Annotated in this window: 25 protein-coding genes and 1 riboswitch; of the genes, 5 read left to right on the top strand and 20 right to left on the bottom strand. The window is 39.3% G+C overall.

Annotated elements, in window-relative coordinates:
- Positions 1-25: 25 nt before the first annotated feature.
- The 6 genes from cls to ACIROD_RS01425 all read right to left on the bottom strand — a co-directional run bounded on the left by cls (position 26) and on the right by ACIROD_RS01425 (position 6,186).
- Positions 26-1,483, bottom strand: a complete 1,458-nt coding sequence (gene cls, locus ACIROD_RS01400) for a cardiolipin synthase (RefSeq protein ID WP_101225088.1) — start codon at positions 1,481-1,483, stop codon at positions 26-28.
- Positions 1,484-1,690: 207 nt separating this feature from the next.
- Entirely contained in the window at positions 1,691-1,954 is a 264-nt protein-coding gene (locus ACIROD_RS01405) for a metal-sensitive transcriptional regulator (protein ID WP_054395644.1), read from the bottom strand.
- 171 nt (positions 1,955-2,125) lie between these two features.
- Positions 2,126-2,569, bottom strand: a complete 444-nt coding sequence (locus ACIROD_RS01410) for an SRPBCC family protein (protein WP_101225089.1) — start codon at positions 2,567-2,569, stop codon at positions 2,126-2,128.
- A gap of 154 nt (positions 2,570-2,723) precedes the next feature.
- Positions 2,724-3,251: a DUF4309 domain-containing protein gene (locus tag ACIROD_RS01415; protein WP_230176002.1), complete on the bottom strand. Its 528-nt coding sequence runs from the start codon at positions 3,249-3,251 to the stop codon at positions 2,724-2,726.
- A gap of 491 nt (positions 3,252-3,742) precedes the next feature.
- Positions 3,743-5,173, bottom strand: coding sequence for an aspartate ammonia-lyase (gene aspA, locus ACIROD_RS01420; RefSeq protein ID WP_101225091.1), 1,431 nt, complete (start codon positions 5,171-5,173; stop codon positions 3,743-3,745).
- 23 nt (positions 5,174-5,196) lie between these two features.
- On the bottom strand, positions 5,197-6,186 hold the full coding sequence (locus tag ACIROD_RS01425; RefSeq protein ID WP_402940056.1) for an asparaginase: 990 nt from the start codon (positions 6,184-6,186) through the stop codon (positions 5,197-5,199).
- A gap of 229 nt (positions 6,187-6,415) precedes the next feature.
- On the opposite strand from ACIROD_RS01425, the gene ACIROD_RS01430 reads away from it, so the two are divergent.
- On the top strand, positions 6,416-6,790 hold the full coding sequence (locus tag ACIROD_RS01430; RefSeq protein WP_402937316.1) for a helix-turn-helix domain-containing protein: 375 nt from the start codon (positions 6,416-6,418) through the stop codon (positions 6,788-6,790).
- A 422-nt stretch (positions 6,791-7,212) separates the two neighbouring features.
- On the opposite strand, the gene ACIROD_RS01435 is transcribed toward ACIROD_RS01430, so the two are convergent.
- The 7 genes from ACIROD_RS01435 to ACIROD_RS01465 all read right to left on the bottom strand — a co-directional run bounded on the left by ACIROD_RS01435 (position 7,213) and on the right by ACIROD_RS01465 (position 13,556).
- Positions 7,213-7,380 (bottom strand): hypothetical protein, encoded by a 168-nt coding sequence (locus tag ACIROD_RS01435; protein ID WP_162878727.1) that lies wholly within the window; start codon positions 7,378-7,380, stop codon positions 7,213-7,215.
- A 234-nt stretch (positions 7,381-7,614) separates the two neighbouring features.
- Complete coding sequence (gene mmuM, locus ACIROD_RS01440; RefSeq protein WP_402937319.1) at positions 7,615-8,577, bottom strand: homocysteine S-methyltransferase; 963 nt, start codon at positions 8,575-8,577, stop codon at positions 7,615-7,617.
- Positions 8,574-9,962 carry an S-methylmethionine permease gene (gene mmuP, locus ACIROD_RS01445; RefSeq protein ID WP_402937321.1) on the bottom strand — a complete coding sequence of 463 codons (1,389 nt, stop codon included), beginning with the start codon at positions 9,960-9,962 and terminating at the stop codon, positions 8,574-8,576. Before mmuP ends, mmuM begins: the two co-directional genes overlap by 4 nt.
- 83 nt (positions 9,963-10,045) lie before the next feature.
- A riboswitch (SAM riboswitch) is annotated at positions 10,046-10,148 on the bottom strand.
- Positions 10,149-10,372: 224 nt separating this feature from the next.
- Positions 10,373-10,981: a flavin reductase family protein gene (locus tag ACIROD_RS01450; RefSeq protein WP_260357804.1), complete on the bottom strand. Its 609-nt coding sequence runs from the start codon at positions 10,979-10,981 to the stop codon at positions 10,373-10,375.
- Positions 10,982-10,998: 17 nt separating this feature from the next.
- Positions 10,999-11,607, bottom strand: coding sequence for an alpha/beta hydrolase (locus ACIROD_RS01455; protein ID WP_402937324.1), 609 nt, complete (start codon positions 11,605-11,607; stop codon positions 10,999-11,001).
- Positions 11,607-12,554, bottom strand: a complete 948-nt coding sequence (locus ACIROD_RS01460; RefSeq protein WP_101225097.1) for a ring-cleaving dioxygenase — start codon at positions 12,552-12,554, stop codon at positions 11,607-11,609. Before ACIROD_RS01460 ends, ACIROD_RS01455 begins: the two co-directional genes overlap by 1 nt.
- Positions 12,555-12,578: 24 nt before the next feature.
- A complete protein-coding gene (locus ACIROD_RS01465; protein ID WP_230175817.1) occupies positions 12,579-13,556 on the bottom strand; it encodes a ring-cleaving dioxygenase in 978 nt (325 codons plus the stop codon).
- Positions 13,557-13,806: 250 nt separating this feature from the next.
- On the opposite strand from ACIROD_RS01465, the gene ACIROD_RS01470 reads away from it, so the two are divergent.
- Positions 13,807-14,406 (top strand): nitroreductase family protein, encoded by a 600-nt coding sequence (locus tag ACIROD_RS01470; RefSeq protein WP_402937326.1) that lies wholly within the window; start codon positions 13,807-13,809, stop codon positions 14,404-14,406.
- A gap of 182 nt (positions 14,407-14,588) precedes the next feature.
- Here ACIROD_RS01470 and ACIROD_RS01475 read toward each other — a convergent pair whose 3' ends face one another.
- From ACIROD_RS01475 to ACIROD_RS01485, 3 genes are read right to left on the bottom strand one after another with little or no spacing between them, the layout of a single operon-like run.
- Entirely contained in the window at positions 14,589-15,641 is a 1,053-nt protein-coding gene (locus ACIROD_RS01475) for an alpha/beta fold hydrolase (RefSeq protein WP_402937329.1), read from the bottom strand.
- Positions 15,634-16,134 (bottom strand): hypothetical protein, encoded by a 501-nt coding sequence (locus ACIROD_RS01480; RefSeq protein WP_402937330.1) that lies wholly within the window; start codon positions 16,132-16,134, stop codon positions 15,634-15,636. Before ACIROD_RS01480 ends, ACIROD_RS01475 begins: the two co-directional genes overlap by 8 nt.
- A gap of 30 nt (positions 16,135-16,164) precedes the next feature.
- Positions 16,165-16,926, bottom strand: coding sequence for an SDR family oxidoreductase (locus ACIROD_RS01485; protein WP_230176000.1), 762 nt, complete (start codon positions 16,924-16,926; stop codon positions 16,165-16,167).
- Positions 16,927-17,240: 314 nt separating this feature from the next.
- Between ACIROD_RS01485 and ACIROD_RS01490 the strand changes: the two genes are divergently transcribed.
- Positions 17,241-17,690 (top strand): OsmC family protein, encoded by a 450-nt coding sequence (locus tag ACIROD_RS01490; RefSeq protein WP_101225103.1) that lies wholly within the window; start codon positions 17,241-17,243, stop codon positions 17,688-17,690.
- Between the two features lie 51 nt (positions 17,691-17,741).
- Here ACIROD_RS01490 and ACIROD_RS01495 read toward each other — a convergent pair whose 3' ends face one another.
- Entirely contained in the window at positions 17,742-17,993 is a 252-nt protein-coding gene (locus tag ACIROD_RS01495) for a YkuS family protein (protein WP_101225104.1), read from the bottom strand.
- A gap of 98 nt (positions 17,994-18,091) precedes the next feature.
- On the opposite strand from ACIROD_RS01495, the gene ACIROD_RS01500 reads away from it, so the two are divergent.
- Complete coding sequence (locus tag ACIROD_RS01500) at positions 18,092-18,226, top strand: YuzL family protein (RefSeq protein ID WP_101225105.1); 135 nt, start codon at positions 18,092-18,094, stop codon at positions 18,224-18,226.
- 89 nt (positions 18,227-18,315) lie between these two features.
- Here the strand turns inward: ACIROD_RS01500 and ACIROD_RS01505 are convergent, their stop codons facing one another.
- On the bottom strand, positions 18,316-18,477 hold the full coding sequence (locus tag ACIROD_RS01505) for a hypothetical protein (protein ID WP_157831130.1): 162 nt from the start codon (positions 18,475-18,477) through the stop codon (positions 18,316-18,318).
- Positions 18,478-18,574: 97 nt separating this feature from the next.
- Here ACIROD_RS01505 and ACIROD_RS01510 point away from each other — a divergent pair, with 97 nt between their 5' ends.
- The gene (locus ACIROD_RS01510; RefSeq protein WP_101225106.1) at positions 18,575-18,766 is read left to right on the top strand and encodes a hypothetical protein; all 192 of its coding nucleotides are present in this window, start codon (positions 18,575-18,577) and stop codon (positions 18,764-18,766) included.
- A 246-nt stretch (positions 18,767-19,012) separates the two neighbouring features.
- On the opposite strand, the gene ACIROD_RS01515 is transcribed toward ACIROD_RS01510, so the two are convergent.
- On the bottom strand, positions 19,013-19,951 hold the full coding sequence (locus ACIROD_RS01515; RefSeq protein WP_101225107.1) for a magnesium transporter CorA family protein: 939 nt from the start codon (positions 19,949-19,951) through the stop codon (positions 19,013-19,015).
- A gap of 318 nt (positions 19,952-20,269) precedes the next feature.
- Positions 20,270-20,539, bottom strand: a complete 270-nt coding sequence (locus ACIROD_RS01520; RefSeq protein ID WP_260357810.1) for a hypothetical protein — start codon at positions 20,537-20,539, stop codon at positions 20,270-20,272.
- Between the last annotated feature and the right edge of the window lie 22 nt (positions 20,540-20,561).

Here is a 20,561-nt window from a genome sequence, read left to right on the forward strand (position 1 = left end):
AGTAATGGTCCGTTTAGTTTAAAAATTATAATATCGGTGATACTAGCCTTGCAATGGACTCTTTAAAACGAATCCACTTGGAACGCTTTTCAAACTCTTCAATTGTAAGCTGCCTGCAAACTTCGACATCCTTATAAAAAATCCTTGTCAGTGTTTCTGCCATTCCTTCATCATAAATGAAGGCATTGACTTCAAAGTTCAATTTAAAACTACGGACATCAATGTTAGCTGTCCCCACCGAGGAGACCTCTTCGTCCACCACGATCATCTTCGCATGAATAAAGCCGTTATCATAGATGTATATCTTAGCTCCCGCTCTTAATAACTGCCCTGCATTGAAAGTTGTTGCCCAATAAACGAAAAGGTGATCAGGTTTATTCGGAATCATGATTTTCACATCTAATCCTGATAAGCTGGCAATCCTGAGTGCATCCAATAAACTTGCATCCGGTATGAAGTAGGGTGTTTGAATGAGAATCGATTTTTTTGCTGAAGAAATTAATTTAATATAGCCATTTTTAATTTGTTCCCATTCAGAATCCGGCCCACTTGTCACTATTTGCAAATCTATATTTCCTTGAGGCTTTACAATAGGGAAATAATGAGGTTGATACGTTATATCATGGTGCTTTGATGCCTGATTCCAATCCAAGATGAAACGGGTTTGAATGGCTTTGACAGCCGACCCCTTTATTCGAAGGTGTGTATCACGCCAAAAACCAAATTTCGGATTAAGCCCTAAATACTCATCTCCAACATTAAAGCCTCCAACATACCCAATTTTCCCATCTATGATGACGAGCTTTCGATGGTTACGGAAATTCAGGCGTAAATTTATAAATTTTAATTTGGATGGAAAGAATGCCTCCACTCGTCCTCCAGCCTGCCTAAATTCCTTGAAGAAACGTTTAGTCATCCCTCTGGAACCCAGCTCGTCATAAAGCAGCCGAACTTTGACGCCTTCATTCGCTTTTTTAGTCAATGCTTCAATGAATCGTTTACCCAAGCCGTCCCTTTGAATGATGTAATATTGTATATGTATATGGTTTTCGGCCGCTTCAATATCTTTAAAAAGCTGGTCAAACTTATTTTTCCCTTCCGTAAAAATATCGACTTGATTATCTTCAGTAAGCACGGCATCATTATTCCGGAGATGCATATAAATCAAATCACGATAATTACTTGAAGAAGCATTTCGAAATGGGAAATGATCCGTTGAAAGCTCTTCCATCTGTTTATCAAGGATTTCTTCAATCCCGATCTTCTTCTTGTCCTCCCATTGGAATAAGTGGGCGTGCCTTAAACTTGTTCCAAAAAGGAGATATAAAATAAAACCGACTACAGGCAGAAAATATAACACCAATAACCAAGCCCAGGTCGTGCTCGCTTCCCTTCTTTCAAAAAATATGACAATCGTGGCAAATAAAATATTTAGAATGATGACGAGGCCGAGCAAAACCGATGTAACATGCGTAAATTCCATAGCATACCCTCACTCAATTTTTATCCCTTTAAGGATACCATGCAAATTCTTTATATCAAAGGATTTGCTTATCAGAAATGAAAACAGAGAATTCACAAAAATGGACCTCTTCTTGTAGAGGCCCATTTTAAAAAATACATCCACCCCGGACACTTAAATTTCTCAGATTGGTCAGGTTGTCTTATCATCATCGTCCTAAAAATTACACTACCGGCTTTTCACCAATAAATTCACTGCTTCTTTAACTAGCTCTTCGGGATTCTTTTCTCCGGATTCATTAGCCTCCCGGACGCATTCTACAAGATTGGAACTTACTATTACCCCAATTGTCCTATCGATTGCCGATCTAGTGGCAGATAACTGCGTTACTACATCTCTGCAATCTTTGTTTTCCTCCATCATCTTCAATATCCCACGAAGCTGTCCTTCAATTCGCTTCACTCTATTTTTAACCTGCTTATCATACTCCATGTGATGCCTCCTGCCCCGCCTATTACTTATGAATCGTATCCAAACATCCATTATAAAAACCATTCAATTGATCAAAGGCTTTATAAAGAATATTACAATTTATAATACATACCACTAAGGTATAATTGTCAAGTGCCAATATCCAATAATGACAGCTGCAATATGTAATTTCTATTTTTGTACAAGGAGACTTTGTGCAACTGCCTCAGAAAACTCGATCGTCATTTGGGGAACGTAGGTTTTTAACAAAGCATTGACGATGGGGGCTTTGGCCCCTTTTGCCGTAATCGCAAGGCAGCCTGTCATTTTAGTCTGTCCAATTCCGCACTGTTCCGCTAAAAAATAACCGTGCCCCTCAAATTTTTCATTTAATCCCTTAAGATTAAATGTTACCTTATCAGGTTCAATCCATTCCAATATATTCACTTCAAGTTTAATTTTCTTCTTCATTAATCCCAAATCGCTTTTAAACTCCCAAATAAGTGTCTCCTCACTTATCATCTCATGATTGATATATCCTGGGACAAGAGGTGCCCAACGGTCAATGCTACTTACAAATCCCCATACTGTTTTTATTGAAACAGGTAAAATGATACTATGCACACCTTCTGACAAAGCAAATCCCCCTTAATCATTCTACTTACATCTTTTTAATGTATGGCTGAACAATATTGAATAGAACGGTAAGTTTAGATTCTTAAACAAAATTCTCCCGGTGGTAGCAAAGAATCGCCCCTCTGCAATAAAGGGACGATCCTTTTTTTACTTATTAATCTGACGCGAATTCAACCGTATACATATTCAAGCTTGGATCTGGGTTAATCCAGGCGCTTTCAAACACGAAGACCACTTTATAATTTGCGGAATCGGTATAAGTGACATAGTACATCCCTTCTTGCTCCACTTCACTTACAGGTTCACCAATCAATTCCTTCAGCATGGATAAATGGATGGTTTGCAATTTCGGATCAAAATCATCAATGGCTGTAATCGTCTTTCTACCTGTTGAACCGTCATAGAGGAATCGAACATTACGGCTCCAATAATTGGCTGCAACGGTACTTAAATCTTCCGGTGCCCCCCAGGCTTTTTCCACTTTCTTCAACGAATCACCTACAGAAAATGGTCCACTGCTAATGGATTGTTGGGATTCGTAGGCCAAACCCATGATCTGCCTAATCAAAAGGTCTGGCGTGGATTGCGATGAAATTGAATCTGATGAAGCAAATGCAGCCTGCCCACTAAACATGAGAAATGCGAGCATTAGAAATGTAACGCTTCGGATAAAACGATTCACTTGTTTCAAAGTTACCCTCCTTTTTCACCTGGAAATGACTGATTACATTATATTAAATATCTTGAAAAAAATGAAAAGTTACGTATGTCATTTCATTTGGTTTTACACACGATTAATATTCATCGGAACTTTGGACACATACCCTTCGTTCAAAAAAAATCTTTAAATGAAATATTAAAGCCGATTAAGCCATTTAAAGTGAGCCACATTTTTTAAAATAAATTCTCCTGATTTAAAACTTCCCCATCCCCCATAGGTATTCTAAGGGAGATGGTTTTTTTATGAATAGTTAAACACCTACAAGATTTAGATGGACGATCAAAAAAATAACAGAATATTCAGTTTTCAATACTCGCAAGCAGAGTTGACAAACTGTTAGGTAACATTTCATATGTATGTAATTAATGACTATGCCTTAAAACCAACGGTCCTAAAGGCATAGTCATTACATCAAAAATAAGATAGATTAATGCATTCTACTAATATACTGGTTATTGCCGATCAAAAAGAGAAGCTCCCGCTATGCCGGGCTTTGTCATCTCATAAGGATTTAGAATCAGATCCAATTCTTCCTCTGTCAGTACATCATATTGTAAACAAAGTTCGCGAACTGATTTGCCTTTTAATATCGCTTCCCGGGCAATACGTGAAACCACTTCGTATCCAAGGTGCGGATTGACTGCTGTAATCACTCCAACACTTTGTTCGACATAATCTTTTAAATGTTGCTCATTTGCTTCAATGCCTTCTAAACAATAATCTGTAAAGACATTGAAAGCATTGTTCATAATGCTGATTGACTGCAATAAGTTGAATACAAGCACTGGCTCCATTACATTCAACTCGAGTTGTCCTGCTTCTGATGCTAAGCAAATCGTATTATCGTTCCCGATCACTTGGAAAGCGACTTGGTTAATCAATTCTGGCATTACTGGATTTACTTTTCCTGGCATGATGGATGAACCTGGTTGACGAGCTGGAAGTGTGATTTCCCCTAATCCCGCTCTTGGTCCTGAAGCCATCAAACGTAAATCATTAGCAATTTTAGACATATTCATCATACATACTTTCAATGAAGCTGACACTTCAGTATAAGCATCCGTATTTTGAGTTGCATCTACTAAATGTTCTGCTCCTACAAGCGGCAAGTTACTGATCTCAGCTAAATATGTAACAACATTTTCAATGTAACGCGGATCTGCGTTCAATCCCGTTCCCACTGCTGTTGCTCCCATATTCACTTCATATAAATGTTGACGTGATTGACTGATTCGTTTTATATCGCGATCCAACACACGACTGTAAGCCTCAAATTCTTGACCAAGGCGAATTGGCACTGCGTCCTGAAGATGTGTGCGTCCCATTTTGATAACATGATCAAATTGTTTTGCTTTATTCTTTAAGACCGTACTCATCTTGGTCATTGTTTGCAACAATTGCTCTAAAAGTCGTAGTGTTGATAAATGAATGGCAGTAGGGAATACGTCATTGGTTGATTGCGACATGTTAACATGGCTATTTGGACTAACATGTGCATAATCACCTTTATTGTGTCCCATAAGTTCTAACGCACGGTTGGCAACGATTTCATTGATGTTCATATTCATCGATGTCCCTGCGCCGCCTTGAATTGGGTCAACGATGAAATATTCATGCCACTTTCCATCAATCACTTCTTCAGAAGCTTTGACGATAGCGCTTCCAATACCATCATATAACCTTTTGGTATCCATATTTGCTAAAGCGGCTGCTTTTTTAATCATCGCTAGTGCACGAATCATTTCTTCATTGACTTTGTAACCGGTAATCGGAAAATTCTCTACAGCGCGTAGAGTTTGTATTCCATAATAAACATCTGCCGGAATTTCCTTTTCCCCAAGAAAGTCTTTCTCGATTCGGTATGTTCTCTCTTCTATCAACATTTCCTCTTGCCCCTTTGTTTGTTCTAGAATGTGATGTCCTCTGCAATCGGTGTTTCCATCATTTCCTTCACTTTTTTAGGATCCCGTGTCTTGGCTAAAATCCACATCAACTTCGGAATGATGGCTTCTGTATTCATATTTCTGGAACGAATGATGACATTCTTGTTCACTTTTCGTCCAACTTCGTAAATATCCATATCTTCCCCTTCTTCTAAACATTGGGTAGTAATGACTACGGATATTCCGCATTGTACTAACTCATTCAATTTTTCTAAAATATTTCTTCCTTGAAAGGGAATACCACCGCTTCCATAACTTTCAATTACGATTCCCCGACATTGATTTTTCAGGAAATCAAAGAATTCAGGCTTAATACCGGGATGCAGCTTAACCAAAGCAACATCAGTACATAGGGAAGCATCTAACTTAGCTTCCTTATTCTTTGGTGAATGAACTGGCTTTAGATACTCAATTTTATCTTTGAATATGGTAGCAATATAAGGATAGTTAATACTTTCAAATGAATCATAGCTTTTCGTTCTCAATTTAATGGCTCTCGTACCCTGGATGACTCTACCATCAAAAACAACATATACTCCTCCAATATCTTCACAAGCAAACCGAATTGCATCAGAGATATTTCTTTTGGCATCTGTCTTTTTAAAGGCAATTGGGATCTGAGAACCTGTAATGACGATTGGTTTCCCTAAATCTTGTAACATATATGAGAGCGCAGCTGAAGTGTAAGCCATTGTATCTGTTCCATGGGTAATCACAAAGCCATCGTAATCATGGTAGTGCTCATGGATGGATTGTGCCATTTCTGTCCAATCTTCCGGCTGCATATTTGTACTATCAATATTCATCAAAGGCTTACTATCAATCTTGCATAGTAAATCCAATCCCGGTAGGTGACCTAAAATGTCGTCAGCTTTCATCTCTGGAACCAGTCCATTTTTTCCTTCTAACGATGCAATTGTACCACCTGTAGTAATCAACATCAACTTCTTGATTTTTGACTTCAACTTCTCCAATATACTACCCCCTATATAGCCTCCCTGTTTCACAATCATTCTTATCATTTCAGAAAAGGATGTTTCGCTGCAAATGTACATGTTACGCGTACACCACATGTTATTATAGTCATGTTTCATAGTGAAATCAAGCTAAAATTATTCATTACGCGTACACTTATTTCAATTTGATGTTATAATGGATTTATATAAAAGGAGAGTAATAAGAATGATTTTAAATAGATTGACTTCATTAAGGAAGGCCAAAAGATGGTCTTTGCAATATACCGCTGACAGACTTGGAATCGCCAAGAGTACCTATGCAGGTTATGAATCGGGCCACCGCCGCCCTTCATTAGAAACGATTAATTTATTGGCAGGCCTATATGATACATCCACTGATTACATTCTAGGTCGGATAGATCATCCAGCTAAAGATATTACCACAGAGTCACCTCAAGTCATGGAATTAACGGATTTACCAAATATGGAGCTAGCCGTTGATGGAATCTCTCTTTCTGAAGAGGAGACGATTCAATTTATCGCTTTTATTAGAGCAAAACGAGAAGTGGAAATAAATCGCGATAAACAAAATGAAACATAGCAGAAATTGGGCTTAAGACTTGTATATGGGGGACGAACCGTACTTCATCCGGTACTTATAATATTCACGATGTACCTGGCATGATTTATATCTAAAACTGTAAAAACTCCAGGGTTTTAACCAGTTAGGGTAGCCGGTTCCGATTAATTAAGTTCGCCCTTTTTAGACGTTACCCTTAATTATTTCTGGATGACAATGCAGGTTATACTTCCTTCTTAGTGACTTAAGACTAATACTAATGATGCGTGATGCGCCAAGCTGAGAAATTTGAGTTTATATAGAAGAAAGTCGGCTTATTATTTAGCTTACTTCCTTTTCCAACAAGGTATGATAGATATCTGTTCCCCTCCTGATTTATTAGTAATGAAAGAAAAAACCATAGCAAAAGCTCATGGTTTTCCCCCCGTATATACATGAAATATTTAAGGCATCTCGTCTTCTTTTTCCCGATTTTTAAAAGCTTCATGTGTGACGATATCCTCGATTTGTTCATACTGCCGGCTGTGTTCCTTCTCTTCGCTAATTCTATTATTAGGTAAATTTCCCGGATGGCCTTTTTCTTTGTGATTAAAATTTTTACCACGGCTCATACTCATTTCTCTCCTTTCTATTCATTGTTTGTTTAGTTTTCCCAAGCACACAAATATTATGATTTAATTTCTCCTATTCCTGTTTTTGAAGCGGTTTCGTTTCTTTTTCAGCCTAAGAGATATGATAACTCGAATTTGAATAATGAATTCAAAAAGAACAGGAACCGCCTGATTATGACGCTTCCTGTTCCTTTTAGTGGCCTATATCATACATACTTTAAAACAGTACAAGGGCTAGGAGGATACCACCACGGAAGGTCGCCACTTTCTTGAAATGTCTTCAATATGATGTGGTGCCGTTCTGCAGCATCCTCCAATTAAACGCGCCCCTGCATGTTGCCATTCTTCAGATTTCAGGTCGAGCCTATTACATGATTCTTGACCATGCCATGTTTTAGTTTCCGGATTATATGTTTCACCTGAATTCGGATAAACAATGATTGGTTTATCCGTGTTTGCACGCAGCACCTGGATGGCTTCCGTGATACATGAAACTGGCGCACAGTTGATGCCGATTGCTGCAATTTGCTCACTGTCCCCTAACAATCTTGTACATTCCTCGAGTGAAGTACCGTCACTTATCGCTTTTTCATTTTTCAATGAAAAGGATAGCCAAGCATACACTTCTGGATAATCCTTCAATAATGAATATAATACTTTTGCTTCTTGCAGGGAAGGAATCGTTTCAAATGCTAAAAGGTCAGCTCCAGCTTCAATCAACGCTGATATTCGTGAGCTATGGAATGCAATTAAAGTTTCATCCGAAACACCATAGTTTCCTACATATTCTGAACCATCTGCAAGATAAGCCCCATAAGGCCCAACAGATGCAGCAACCAATGGCTTAGGCCTAAGCGTTTGATTTTTTTCCTTCCAAAAATCATCTCTTGCTTTTCTTGCGAGTAAAACCGTTTTCCGGATTAGCTCCAAAGCCTCTTTTTCTTGTATTCCGCGGAGGGCGAAACCTTCAACAGTGGCTTGGTAGCTAGCCGTAATCGCACAATCCGCTCCAGCACGAAAATAGTCAGAATGCACTTGATAAATCACTTCTGGATTTTCAAGTAATACACGTGCAGACCAGAGCGGGTCGTCCAAATCACATCCATGCCTCTCTAGCTCTGTAGCTAAAGCTCCGTCTAAAATCATGACTGAATGATCTCGTAAAATAGCGTCAATTGGGTTAGTTTTAATGTTCATGATCTACTCCTCTTTCCTTTATGGTTTTGTGTCAGATAATAACTTCCATAGCAAATCAAAATAAATGGAATGCCACAATATAGTGCAATTCGTTGTGTAGGATCAAATGCAATTCCTATGCAAGAAGCTAGGCATAGCATAAAAGAAACGATTGGTACGAGTGGATATAATGGCGTTCGATAAGCTAAGTCATTTACTGAATTTCCTTCGTTTATATATCGTCTGCGAAATAGAAATTGCGACATGCTAATACTCATCCAAACTACAACAACGGCTAGTCCAGAAATGGATACAAGCACTATGTAAACAGTATCCGGTGCAATAATACTCGAAAACAGGGCTAAGCAGCCGCCCAACATACTGAAAAGGACTGCATTTATCGGAACTCCCCGTTTTGTCAATTTTGCAAATATTGGTGATATAGTTTCCTTATCTGCAAGTGACCAAAGCATTCTGGATGCCGCATACAGTCCTGAGTTTGCAGCAGACAAAATGGCAGTTAATATAACAAAGTTCATAATATCCGCTGCATATGGCACACCAATCCGTTCAAGAACTGCCACAAAGGGGCTTTCTAATACGCTTGCATCCGAAATAGGCAATAATGCGGATAATACAACGATGGTTCCTACAAAAAAGATAATCAATCTCCATAATGTCATACGGATTGCCTTTGGTATCGTTTTTTCTGGATTCACAGTTTCTCCAGCTGCAATTCCAATTAATTCAGTTCCAGAGAATGCGAAATTCACCGCAAGCATCGTCATTATAATGGCAAAAGCACCATTCGGAAATAAACCTTCACTTGTAAAATTGGAGAATAACGGAGCGGATTGTGAATGAATTATTGGAATGAAACCTAGCATTGCCGCTGCTCCCAAAATAATGAAAATCACAATGGCAAATACCTTTATAGACGCAAACCAGAATTCGGATTCAGCGAAAAATTTAACGGTCCACGCATTTAATGCCAAAACCAATATGGCAAATAGTGCACTCCATATCCAGACATTGATTGATGGAAACCATCTCTGCATCAACAATCCTGCAGCCGTGAATTCCGAACCAAGTGCAACTGTCCAAGTTAGCCAATACAACCAGGCTACTGTATACCCTGTCCCAGGACCTATGTATTTAGCTGAGTAGCTATGAAACGCACCTGTCTCGGGCATATGTACTGCCAGTTCCCCTAGACATAGCATGACTAGATAAACCACTAATGCCCCAATCAGATACGAAAGGATGGTGCCAAACGGGCCTGCCTGTTGAATCGTATAACCCGAACTTAAGAATAAACCTGTTCCAATCACCCCGCCAAGCGATAGCATTATTATATGCCGTGCCTGCATTTTCCTTTGAAAATCATGCTTCCTTTTGTTCTCCATTCTTACTCTCCTTTATCTTGCATCCAGAAAAAACGAAAACGCACTCTAAAAAAGAGTGCGTTACTGACAAATAAACACTTACGGTCTTATCTATCAAGGTTTCACCCCCTGGAATTAGCACAGTGTCATTGCAGACCTGTTGCTGAGGTTTCATAGGGCCAGTCCCTCCACCTCTCTGGATAAGAAATTATTTTTTTATAACTTTATCAATCTATGAAAAAATTGTCAAGTTTTGTTTCGGTTTGTAAAGACTTCCTTTAAAATCCAAACGATCAACGCACCGTTGGCATAGATATGAACTTGTTTTTGGAACAGTCGCTTACATTATAGAATTGTAAATAATGCTAACCGGGAAAAATTTTTAAAAAATGACGACACCTTAAAAGATGACGCCATTTTTCTTATATTCCTTAAGGTCTTTCAATTTCAAATAATTCTCCTAGTTTTGTATAAGTATGACCCGCTAATCTTGCTACAGGTTTTAGCCCATTCTGGTCAATTCGGCCATTATGGTAAATCTCCTGCTCTATATGATAGCAGACTATTTTCCCTATCAATAAATCACAACCAGGTTTATTCTTGGAACCTGCCAAAGGTATCGCATGCTCCAATGTGCATTCAAAGCGTACCTTCGCTTCTTGCAATCCTGGTACCGACACCTTATCACTAACAGCCTGAGTGAAATTGGTAAGACCCAATTCACTTTCGTCAGACGGGAGTTCCTTGGCCGTTCGATTTGCATCAGCAACATTGTCTTCATCAGTGATATGAACAACGAATTCACCTGTTTGAATTGCATTTCGGGCCGTGTCCTTCAAAACTCCTTCTTTCCGTTGAACAGAAATGGAAATCATCGGAGGATTGGAACTGACTATGTTAAAAAAACTGAACGGCGCTATATTGATTGTACCGGTTTCGGATTGTGTCGTGACCAGGGCTATTGGTCTCGGTATGATGCTTCCAGTCAAAAACTTATAATTTTCCCGTTCTGTAAGACTTTCAGGATTTACTGAAATCATCTTCATCCCTCTCATTCTTATAAAAAGTTCTTTTGAAACCATGAACTTGCTGCATCAACCTCTGAACGTGTTAACTGATGACCGTAATTTTCCCAGTGAACGTCCACCGCAGCACCCGCTTGCAGTAAAATCCGATTAAGTTCATCAGTTTCTGCTGCGGGGCAAATCGGATCGTTTTTACCTGCAGCAATGAATACAGGTATATCCGATAGGGACGGCAAAGCAATCCCGCGTCTAGGCACCATTGGATGATGAAAAATCGCTCCTTTTAATGCCCCTTCGAAATGGAACATCAAACTTGCTGCTATGTTTGCACCATTAGAATAACCTAATGCCACCACTCTGTCACGATCGAAGTCATATTGTCCGGACGCTGATTCCAAGAAGTCATAAAGCTCCTTCGTACGGAAAATCAAATCTTCTTCATCAAAAACTCCTTCAGCCAGCCGGCGGAAATAACGGGGCATTCCGTTTTCAAGTACATTTCCCCGTACGCTGAGTACGGATGATCCCGGTGAAACCATCTCCGATAATGGCAAAAGATCCGTTTCCCTTCCTCCAGTGCCATGTAAAAGCAAAAGCAACGGTGCATCTGGATTACTTCCTTTTTGAAAAATATGCTTCATCATTTATCCTCCTCTAGTACCCTCGGCACTGCCGGCAGTAACGTTTTCTCCATAATTTCCCTTTTTTCTTCAAGCCATGGCGGCAGCATTAATTTACTACCCATCGTTTCCTTCGTTTCATCATGAGCAAAGCCAGGTGGATCTGTGGCAACTTCAAAGAGTATGCCTCCATCTTCCCTGAAATAAATGGCATCGAAGTATTGGCGGTCTTTAAAGGGTGTCACGCCATAGCCATGGTTTGCGATATGTTCCCTCCATTCTTTATGATCTTCATTATCGCTTGCACGCCATGCAAGATGATGGACAGTTCCCACTCCGATTTTCCCATTTGGCAAAACCGTTTTTTTAACATCTATCAAATTTCCGATGTCCGATGTGGATTTGAAGCGAATGAAATCGCCCTCTTCCCCCATCTTTTGCAAACCCATCACTTCCTCTAAAAGTTCCATCGTTTTGATCGGTTTAGACGTCAATAATACAGCACCGCCGAATCCCTTGATTGCCTTATCAGCTGGTACACCGCCGAATGACCACTCGCTATTTTTACCTTCTTTACGCTCAACCAGTTCAAGTTGCAATCCATGTGGGTCCTGAAATCCCAGATAATCCTCGCCGAAGCGTGAGATCTTTTCAAAGTCAATATTAAATTTACCCAAGCGCGTTTCCCAGAAGCCCAATGAACCTTCCGGAATGGCATATGTTGTTATCCCCACTTGTCCGGAGCCAATTGTCCCTCGGTATGCCCCAGGCCAAGGAAAGAAAGTGATGATAGTGCCCGGTGAACCTGATTCATCTCCGAAATATAAGTGATAGGTGCCTGGATCATCAAAATTAACGGTTTTCTTCACCATACGCATTCCCAGCACTCCAGCATAAAAATCCACATTCTCTTGAGGATTGCCTACAATTGCGGTTATATGATGTATTCCTGCATTTTGCTTTTGCATGCCGATTCCTTCCTTTCCCCTTGATTAATTAGTTGATTTTGTATTCAGTGGTTTTAAATTCGATTCAATATCTTTTCTTTTTGATTCTAAAAATGGCGGCAGGGCAAGGTTCTCACCTAGGTGCTGCTCTGCTTCATCAACTGCAAATCCAGGTCCATCAGTAGCTAGTTCAAATAATATTCCATTCGGCTCCCTAAAATAAAGTGAACGAAAATAAAAGCGGTCCACATATCCAGAGTTCACGAATTTTGATTCACTAATTTTTTCTATCCATTTTCTAAGTTCTTCTTCATTATCCACCCGAAAGGCAACATGGTGTACTCCACCCCTCCCCAACCTTTCCCGAGGAATGTCATTCCTTTCTTCAATATGAAGTTCCGCTCCTGTTCCTCCCTCACCTGTCTCATAAACGACAATTGGATTTTGCCCCCTAATTGCAGATGGGTATGTGCCTGTTTTCCTGAACCCCAATACCTCGGAGAGAACACTTTCTGTTAGTTCAATATTAGGTACAGTAAGTTTTACCGGTCCTAATCCAAGGATGGAAAACTCTTGCGGTACCGGGCTTCCATCCCATGGTGATCCCCCTTGAACACCGTTATTATCCTGATCGGAAACCAGAAGTAGCCTCTGCCCTTCAGGATCTTTAAAAGAAAGCACCTTCCTTTCAAAACGGTTCGATATTTCATCATGCTCAACATTGAATTCCACAAACCGTTTTTTCCAATATCCTAGAGCTTCATCATCTCTCACCCTTAAAGAAATTTCAGAAATGCTATTGTTTCCCTCATGAGTGCGGGCAGCATTGGGAATTTCAAAAAACGTCAATTCCGTACCCGGAGAACCAATTTGATCTCCATAAAATAAGTGATACACACGAACATCATCTTGATTCACCGTTTTTTTGATTAATCGCATCCCTAAGACTTTTGTGTAGAAATCAAAGTTATTTCCCGCTTTAGCTGTAATCGCCGAAACATGATGTAATCCTTTTAATTCCATCCGTACCACTCCTATCTTTTCTTTATAAATCTCCCCTTAAGGAGAGGAATTAATCCGTAAACAATATCTCGAAATCGAGATATTTAACTAAACATATAATACTTTTAATACAAATATCTTGATTTAAAGATAAATGATAACGATAAATTTGTCAACCATTTTCAGACAAATAATTTCACCCGTATCCACTTTTCATAAAATAATAAAATCAGGTCAAAATAAGTCGGTATAATGAATGGAGGTATGATGTATGGCTAAGGACTTTTTTAGCGCAATTGAAGATAGACGCTCTTATTATTCCCTTAGCAAGGAACATGTTGTCCCTAATAAAAGGATTAAAGAAGTTATCGATCATGCCGTTCAATATTCCCCTTCCGCTTTCAATTCCCAAAGTGCAAGAGTGATTGTTTTAACTGGTCAAAGCCACGACCAATTATGGGATATCACGAAAAACACATTAAGAAAAGCTGTCGGTGACAAAGATTTCGAAAAAACGGAAGAAAAAATGAAATCATTTATAAATGGTTATGGTACGGTTTTATTCTTTGAAGACCAGGCCATTATAACAAGGCTTCAAGATCAATTCAAAACGTATGCCGAAAACTTTCCGATTTGGTCGAACCAATCGTCTGCCATTTTACAATTTGTCGTATGGACTTCCTTGGAAATTGAGGGGTTTGGTGCAAGCCTTCAGCATTATAATCCTTTAATCGATGACGAAGTGAGAAAGACATGGGATATATCACGCGATTGGAAACTCATCGCTCAGATGCCCTTTGGAAAACCCACTGCAGAGCCTGGCGATAAAGACTTCTCACCACTAGAAGAACGAGTGAAATATTATGAATGAGACAATAGGGGCTGGCTCTAAATACCAAGCCAGCCCTTTCATTTATTTCACTTTAGTAATCCGGAAATGTTGCAAAAAATCTTGAAAATATAAATGCCGCAAAGCCTATATATTCTACAACCGGCATGATTTTGATTTCCTCACTGGCGTTAAACATGTACATTTCACTTCCCCCCACTAACCTATTGAATTGGTGAAGAACGCCCAGGTAGCCATTCCTTCAAATAATATGGAAGTCCACCGGAATATTGTTTAGCAGCATGTCCACTTTTCAGTAGGCTATATGTCTTATCCTTACATGTTAAATGCTCCATTACCGGATAAATCATTTCCTGTGGGACCAATCGATCATACTTACTTGCAATGACCAAAACACTAGCATTAATTTTCGATAGCTTCGCTTTTTTCCCCCTTACCTTAAAACCACCATTAACCAAGCGATTTTTTATCAAGAGGTCTTTGGTTATTTGTTTGGCAACTGCGCCGGATAGAGGCACATGCCCATTTACCCACGCATTGAAGCGGCGCCAATTCTTAACGTATTCCTCATCATCCGCTTGATTCAATAACGATAAATACGGTGATATATAGATAGGTGATGTAATTAAACGAATTCCATATTTAACAGCACTGGCTGGAATCGTTTGATAAATATCTATTGTCTCGTCAAAATCCGCTGTTCCTTCTTTTAACGCTTCCTGCCATTGATCAAAAAATTCCGAGCCACTGAAATCCACCGGGGTCACGGAAAGTATCAAATTCTTGATGGGCTCGTCTGCAATGGCAGCATATATTGCGGCTATTGTACCTCCGAGGCAAAACCCCATGACTGTAATTTCTGATGCTCCAGAGTGACGTAATGCACGCTGTACTCCTTTTTGAATATAATCGACGATATAATCTTCGATCGATATGTCACCATCTTCAAAGCCCGGGCTTCCAAAATCAAGCAAATACACATCAAAACCTTCATTTACAAAAGATTCTATTAAACTATTCCCCGGAGATAAATCAAGAATCAAAGGAGTATTGATTAGTGAATATATAAGAAAAACCGGTACATCATATTTTTTTTGTGCTGAGGGATAAAACCAAAGCGTTGATTTGTTTTTTTTCCACACCGCTATTTTCGGAGTCAGTCCCATTTCAGGCATTGGCTGATTGGGAATATCCAATAAATGTTGCCATTTAGTTTTGGGTTCAGATTGATTTTTGGGCACTTTCCGTTTAGCCATTTGAATTCTCCTGACCAACTGAATTGAACTCAGGCAGCTGTGAGCTTAACAATAAGGAGTTATTTATAAAATCAGATAACCTTTTTTTACTCCCTTCCATTTCATTGGATGCCAATCTTGATTTCTTTTTGATGCTGCGGGATGAATTGGCATTGCCTTTATTGCGAATTGAAGAATTACCCCCGACATTCCCGCCCCTATTCTCAACAAGCATAGAGACCAATTCTTCCAACCCATCAATTTTTTCTTCGAGTTGGATGACTAATTTCGCTAAACTCGCCACATCTTTTTTTGTTGGATAATTCATGATGATGGACATTCTTTCTGAGGCTTCCTGAAGACTATTTATTCTTGGTACCTGCATTTGGGCATTGTCGCTTACTGCTTCTATTAACTCACGATTATTTAGCAAATCCTTAATTTTCTCATTAAGCTGTTGCTCTTTTTGTGCGCCTAGTAATTTAAGCCCTTTATAAAAATTTGATTTTCCCACCATATATTTCTTCCTTCCTTTCTCCTCCGTTTACACTAATGCCGATATTCCACCGTCAATGATCAAAATATGACCAACCATATAGTCAGAAGCCTGTGAGGCTAAAAATACGGCAGCGCCCTTTAAATCATCTTCATCGCCAAACCTGCCAGCCGGAGTTTTACCTAATATGTCATAGTTGGATTTTTCAAGAATTTTCTTTGTGATTTTAGTCGGGAAAAATCCAGGTGCAATTGCATTGACTTGGATGCCGTATCTAGCAAGTTTAACTCCTAAATCCTTCGTCATTGTAATGATGGCACCCTTACTGGTGTTATAAGCTATCGTATCCAATAACTCGGGAAACGTCCCGCCAAGACCCGAAACAGATGCAATATTTATGATTTTTCCGAAATTTTGCTGCTTCATGACCTTCGCAACAGCCTGTGAAAACAGGAAAGTACCTGTAACATTGACATTCAATACTTTTTCCCACTTATCCTTAGGAAGATCCAAAAGAGGACCTGACCAGGACGTACCGCTATTATTTACAAGAATATCAATCGTGCCAAATTGGGCAACCGTTTCCTGGACGACATGGTCGATGGCACTCTCATCGGTGATATCACATTCAAAGGCAACGGCATTAACACCCATCAGTTGCAAGTCTTCACATACCTCCTTACAGACAGGCAGATTTCGTGAAGCAATGACTATATTTGCGCCAGCCTCCCCCAACGCCATGGCAATCTGTTTGCCCAGTCCTCTGCCGCCGCCGGTAATGATAGCCGTTTTATTAGTCAAATCGAACATATTACTCAATGTAGTCAACTTTTCAGCCCTTCCTTAATGAAGTATTATTTATATAAAACCGTCTATATCATTATAGGAAGGCCTATCCAATATTGTGCTTAAAATAGCCTGATGCCTCTGCCTTTTGTTTCATCAACAGTATCCTTTATATCAATAATACCTATTCTTTCGACCGCTACAGTCGGTTTTGAATTGGCATACTGAAAAACTTAATTCGACCCACTGCTGTTATGATTAATCCCCCGAGTGAGCAAAATCGAATACTTAACCTGTTTAATCGTTTACACTATAGAAATGGTAAGGAGGTTAAAAAAATGACGATACATCACTTTCATTTAACTGCAGAGTGGCCAGGCGGCAGAAATGATATCGGCACAATTCATTCAGGGAATCTACTAACACAGATAAGTATTCCTACTGAAATGGAGGGACCAGGTATCGGCACTAATCCCGATGAAATGCTGCTTGGGGCGGCATCGACCTGCTATATCATTACCTATGCTGCCATGTTAGAGCGAGCCCATATAGAAAAGGTGAGCTTGACCATGCAATCCGAAGCGTTAGTGGATGTTACGAATGGAGTATTCACCTACAAGAAAATCATTCATCGCCCTAAACTTATATTAGTACCGGGCACTTCAGAAAAAGTGGTTGAAAAAGCGAGGAAACTTGCTGAAAAAGCTGAAGCTTCATGTATGATTTCCAGGGCGATCAAAGGGAATGTAGCGGTGGAATTGAATGCGGCAATTTCCATAGCACAGTAGCCTTGAACAAAAAAAGTGCCTAACCCTATATCGGTTTAGGCACTTTTTGAACTATTGAATGGCGTTCATTTTATTTTCAACCTCGCGGCACACTTCATCAGCAGTTAAACCATTTGCCTCAATGATAGACGCTTTAAATGAAGTATCGCTTATACCCATTACATTACTTTCCAAACCTGTTACCACACAACAATCCACGTTATTTGCGTCAGCTTCTTGTTTAATCTCCACAACATCAAAACCTTTTTCACGAAGTGCTTCCTGAATATTCGTTAATGATTCTTCAACACCGATTTTTGACATCAACACACACCTCCTCTACCTTCTAACCTGTCCTTTTCACCTTAAATATATGTATAGGATGCAAAGGAAAAAGGGAAAGTAATATCGAGGTGATAAACATGAATGGAAAAAACAAAAAAGATGCTTCTCAAACCCGTTTAGGGTCTTCTCAGGTAGAGGGGCAAGGCACCACTACGAAAGAAACCGGGTCCTTCACTCAACCCTCTTCACTTAAAAAGCAAAAGCGTTCTTGATAAGAATGCAGTGGAAAACGCTTGGCGGATAAACCAAGCGTTTTTTTTGCGTATCATGAAGACGGAATTCCATGACAATCGGGCTTCCCTTATATATTTTGCTTTATGATTTCCCGTTGAATCTTTAGATCATTCAATCGATCACCATCAATTGTTTTTGGATCCATTTTTGCTTTATCGGCTCCAGCCGGGTTTAAATCACTTGCCCTTAAATTATTATTGCGAGCCGCTTGCTCGTTCCATTTGGTCATAATGATCTCCTCCTCAGTCCTTATCCTTCCCAATCCTAATAATATTCATGAATACACCCCATCCTTTATTGCCAAGATACAAATGGAGGTGGTTTAATTGGAACCAAACAGACCCGGCAATAAGAATGTACCGGATTTTAAAGAGTTGAACGACCGTATCATCAGAGAAGCATCACAGAGTCCCCGTTTAGTGATTAAAACAAATTTGGATGCAAAGAATGTAAAAGATGAGAACCCTTATTCCGATCGAATTAACAGTGAAGGATTTGCTGATTTTTTTGAGGAATAAGATTAAACCGGCTTGGCAGCCTCAATTTTACGAACCAAATGGTTCGTAGGTAAGGGCCGTAAGGGTTCTATATAAAAGTTAGAACAAAGTTGATTGGAGCGGGTGTACGAGACTCTTGCGGGAAAAGCGAGTGCCTGGAGTGGAAATCATGCTCAAATTGCACAAACCCTAATAAAAACTGTAGACAAACTCGATTTACATCGAATTTGTCTACAGTCTAAAACCGGCTTAATAAGCTGGTTAATTTTAAAAATATTTTTTCTTCCAAAAAATGAATGCCGTCGTCCCCGCCAATGTTATGGCAATTAATAATGTAAATATGAATGCAAACCGATTATGTTCAAACGGCAGTTCCACATTCATTCCGTAAAAACTTGCCACCATCGTCGGAAGCGTCAAAATAATGGTCACGGAGGTTAGAAACTTCATCGCATTATTGACATTATTGGAAATGATTGAAGCGAATGCATCCATCATACCACTAAGAATGGATAGATACACTTCTGCCATTTCAATTGCCTGAGCATTTTCGATAATTACATCCTCAAGCAATTCTTTATCTTCTTCATACATTTTCAAATAATTAAAACGGAGGATCTTATCAAGTACTACGCGATTGGATTTTAATGATGTCGTAAAATAAACCAAGCTTTTTTCCAAAGCCAGGAAAGTGTATAATTCTTTATTTTTCATGGACTGATGCAATTCACGTTCCGCTTCATTAGTCATCTTGTTAATCTGTTTCAGGTAACGTAAATAATAGGATGAAATCTCAAATAGTAATTGTAAGGCAAACCTTGTTTTCTTATTGGTGAAAAATCCTTTTATCTTATTGTTTTTGAAATTCGCCAATATCGGTGTTTCTTTCAAAGATACCGTAATGAAACAGTCTTTGGTAAAAATCATCCCTATAGGTATTGTTTCAAAAATCGGTAAGTCGGCTTCGTCCCTTGTCAAATATGGGAAGTCGACAATAATTAAAACATTATCATCCTCTTTTTCAATTCGAGGCCTTTCCTCATCATCCAACGGATCTTTCATGAAATTGATCGGTAACTTCAAAGTCGTGCATATATAATCTATTTCAGATTCTGTGGGCGCGACAATGTTCACCCAGGAACCTTTTGTCATTTCCTCGATCTTGTTTAGGTGTCGGTTTTCATCCGTCTTGTAGATTTCAATCATTTCTTGACCTCCTCTTCTATAGAGAAAGCCTTATTTACCTTCTTCGAGCAGATACTCAGGGAGAATAACAGTCTCGACTTCTAGCATCATATTGGCTTCCTCTTGCTTTCTGGGTTCAGGATCATAAGAACTGCTGCTCACTCGTATCCACTTCCTTTCGATTCTTTAATCTTAATCCTTATTCTTTTAAAGCACAATAACGAATTTAATACCTTGGTTCCCTGTTTTAAATTCGCAATTATCAGTTTTTAAAGGTTGGAAAATATAATAAAAACTACCACAAAAAAACGCTTAGGTTTCCCCAAGCGTCTGATAACTTTATCCATGCTTAGCATTATTATAATAGTGAACACCATACATGGCGCCTTCATCCACCATTTTATTATCGTCATGATCATATGGATCAGGGTGACCTGCCTTTTCAATTACAGGATCTAGCTCTGAAGCCGTCCTATTCCAAAAGCCTAATGTTTTTGTTTTTGCATTGGACCATATGTCCTTCACTTTTCCTCTGTTCGTTTTATTCGATAAAAATGAGACTCCGGCAACTCCGACTCCTAGTAATACCACGTTTCTTCCTAATGCCATCATTACCTTCCCCCTTATTTAT

Origin of the sequence: Peribacillus sp. NPDC101481 (assembly GCF_044767165.1) — a bacterium.
GTDB lineage: Bacteria > Bacillota > Bacilli > Bacillales > DSM-1321 > Peribacillus.

Bases quoted from the DNA above. Each gene is read 5' to 3' on its own strand.
- ACIROD_RS01500 (WP_101225105.1), top strand. From the start codon at position 18,092: ATGAATGGAAAAAACAAAAAAGATGCTTCTCAAACCCGTTTAGGGTCT.
- ACIROD_RS01520 (WP_260357810.1), bottom strand. From the start codon at position 20,539: ATGGCATTAGGAAGAAACGTGGTATTACTAGGAGTCGGAGTTGCCGGA.
- ACIROD_RS01405 (WP_054395644.1), bottom strand. From the start codon at position 1,954: ATGGAGTATGATAAGCAGGTTAAAAATAGAGTGAAGCGAATTGAAGGA.
- mmuM (WP_402937319.1), bottom strand. From the start codon at position 8,577: ATGAACATTAAAACTAACCCAATTGACGCTATTTTACGAGATCATTCA.
- ACIROD_RS01475 (WP_402937329.1), bottom strand. From the start codon at position 15,641: ATGGCTAAACGGAAAGTGCCCAAAAATCAATCTGAACCCAAAACTAAA.
- ACIROD_RS01470 (WP_402937326.1), top strand. From the start codon at position 13,807: ATGGCTAAGGACTTTTTTAGCGCAATTGAAGATAGACGCTCTTATTAT.
- ACIROD_RS01515 (WP_101225107.1), bottom strand. From the start codon at position 19,951: ATGATTGAAATCTACAAGACGGATGAAAACCGACACCTAAACAAGATC.
- aspA (WP_101225091.1), bottom strand. From the start codon at position 5,173: ATGTTGATAGAAGAGAGAACATACCGAATCGAGAAAGACTTTCTTGGG.
- ACIROD_RS01505 (WP_157831130.1), bottom strand. From the start codon at position 18,477: ATGACCAAATGGAACGAGCAAGCGGCTCGCAATAATAATTTAAGGGCA.
- ACIROD_RS01455 (WP_402937324.1), bottom strand. From the start codon at position 11,607: ATGAAGCATATTTTTCAAAAAGGAAGTAATCCAGATGCACCGTTGCTT.
- ACIROD_RS01430 (WP_402937316.1), top strand. From the start codon at position 6,416: ATGATTTTAAATAGATTGACTTCATTAAGGAAGGCCAAAAGATGGTCT.
- ACIROD_RS01450 (WP_260357804.1), bottom strand. From the start codon at position 10,981: ATGATTTCAGTAAATCCTGAAAGTCTTACAGAACGGGAAAATTATAAG.
- ACIROD_RS01465 (WP_230175817.1), bottom strand. From the start codon at position 13,556: ATGGAATTAAAAGGATTACATCATGTTTCGGCGATTACAGCTAAAGCG.
- ACIROD_RS01495 (WP_101225104.1), bottom strand. From the start codon at position 17,993: ATGTCAAAAATCGGTGTTGAAGAATCATTAACGAATATTCAGGAAGCA.
- ACIROD_RS01460 (WP_101225097.1), bottom strand. From the start codon at position 12,554: ATGCAAAAGCAAAATGCAGGAATACATCATATAACCGCAATTGTAGGC.
- ACIROD_RS01435 (WP_162878727.1), bottom strand. From the start codon at position 7,380: ATGAGCCGTGGTAAAAATTTTAATCACAAAGAAAAAGGCCATCCGGGA.
- ACIROD_RS01490 (WP_101225103.1), top strand. From the start codon at position 17,241: ATGACGATACATCACTTTCATTTAACTGCAGAGTGGCCAGGCGGCAGA.
- ACIROD_RS01485 (WP_230176000.1), bottom strand. From the start codon at position 16,926: ATGTTCGATTTGACTAATAAAACGGCTATCATTACCGGCGGCGGCAGA.
- mmuP (WP_402937321.1), bottom strand. From the start codon at position 9,962: ATGGAGAACAAAAGGAAGCATGATTTTCAAAGGAAAATGCAGGCACGG.
- cls (WP_101225088.1), bottom strand. From the start codon at position 1,483: ATGGAATTTACGCATGTTACATCGGTTTTGCTCGGCCTCGTCATCATT.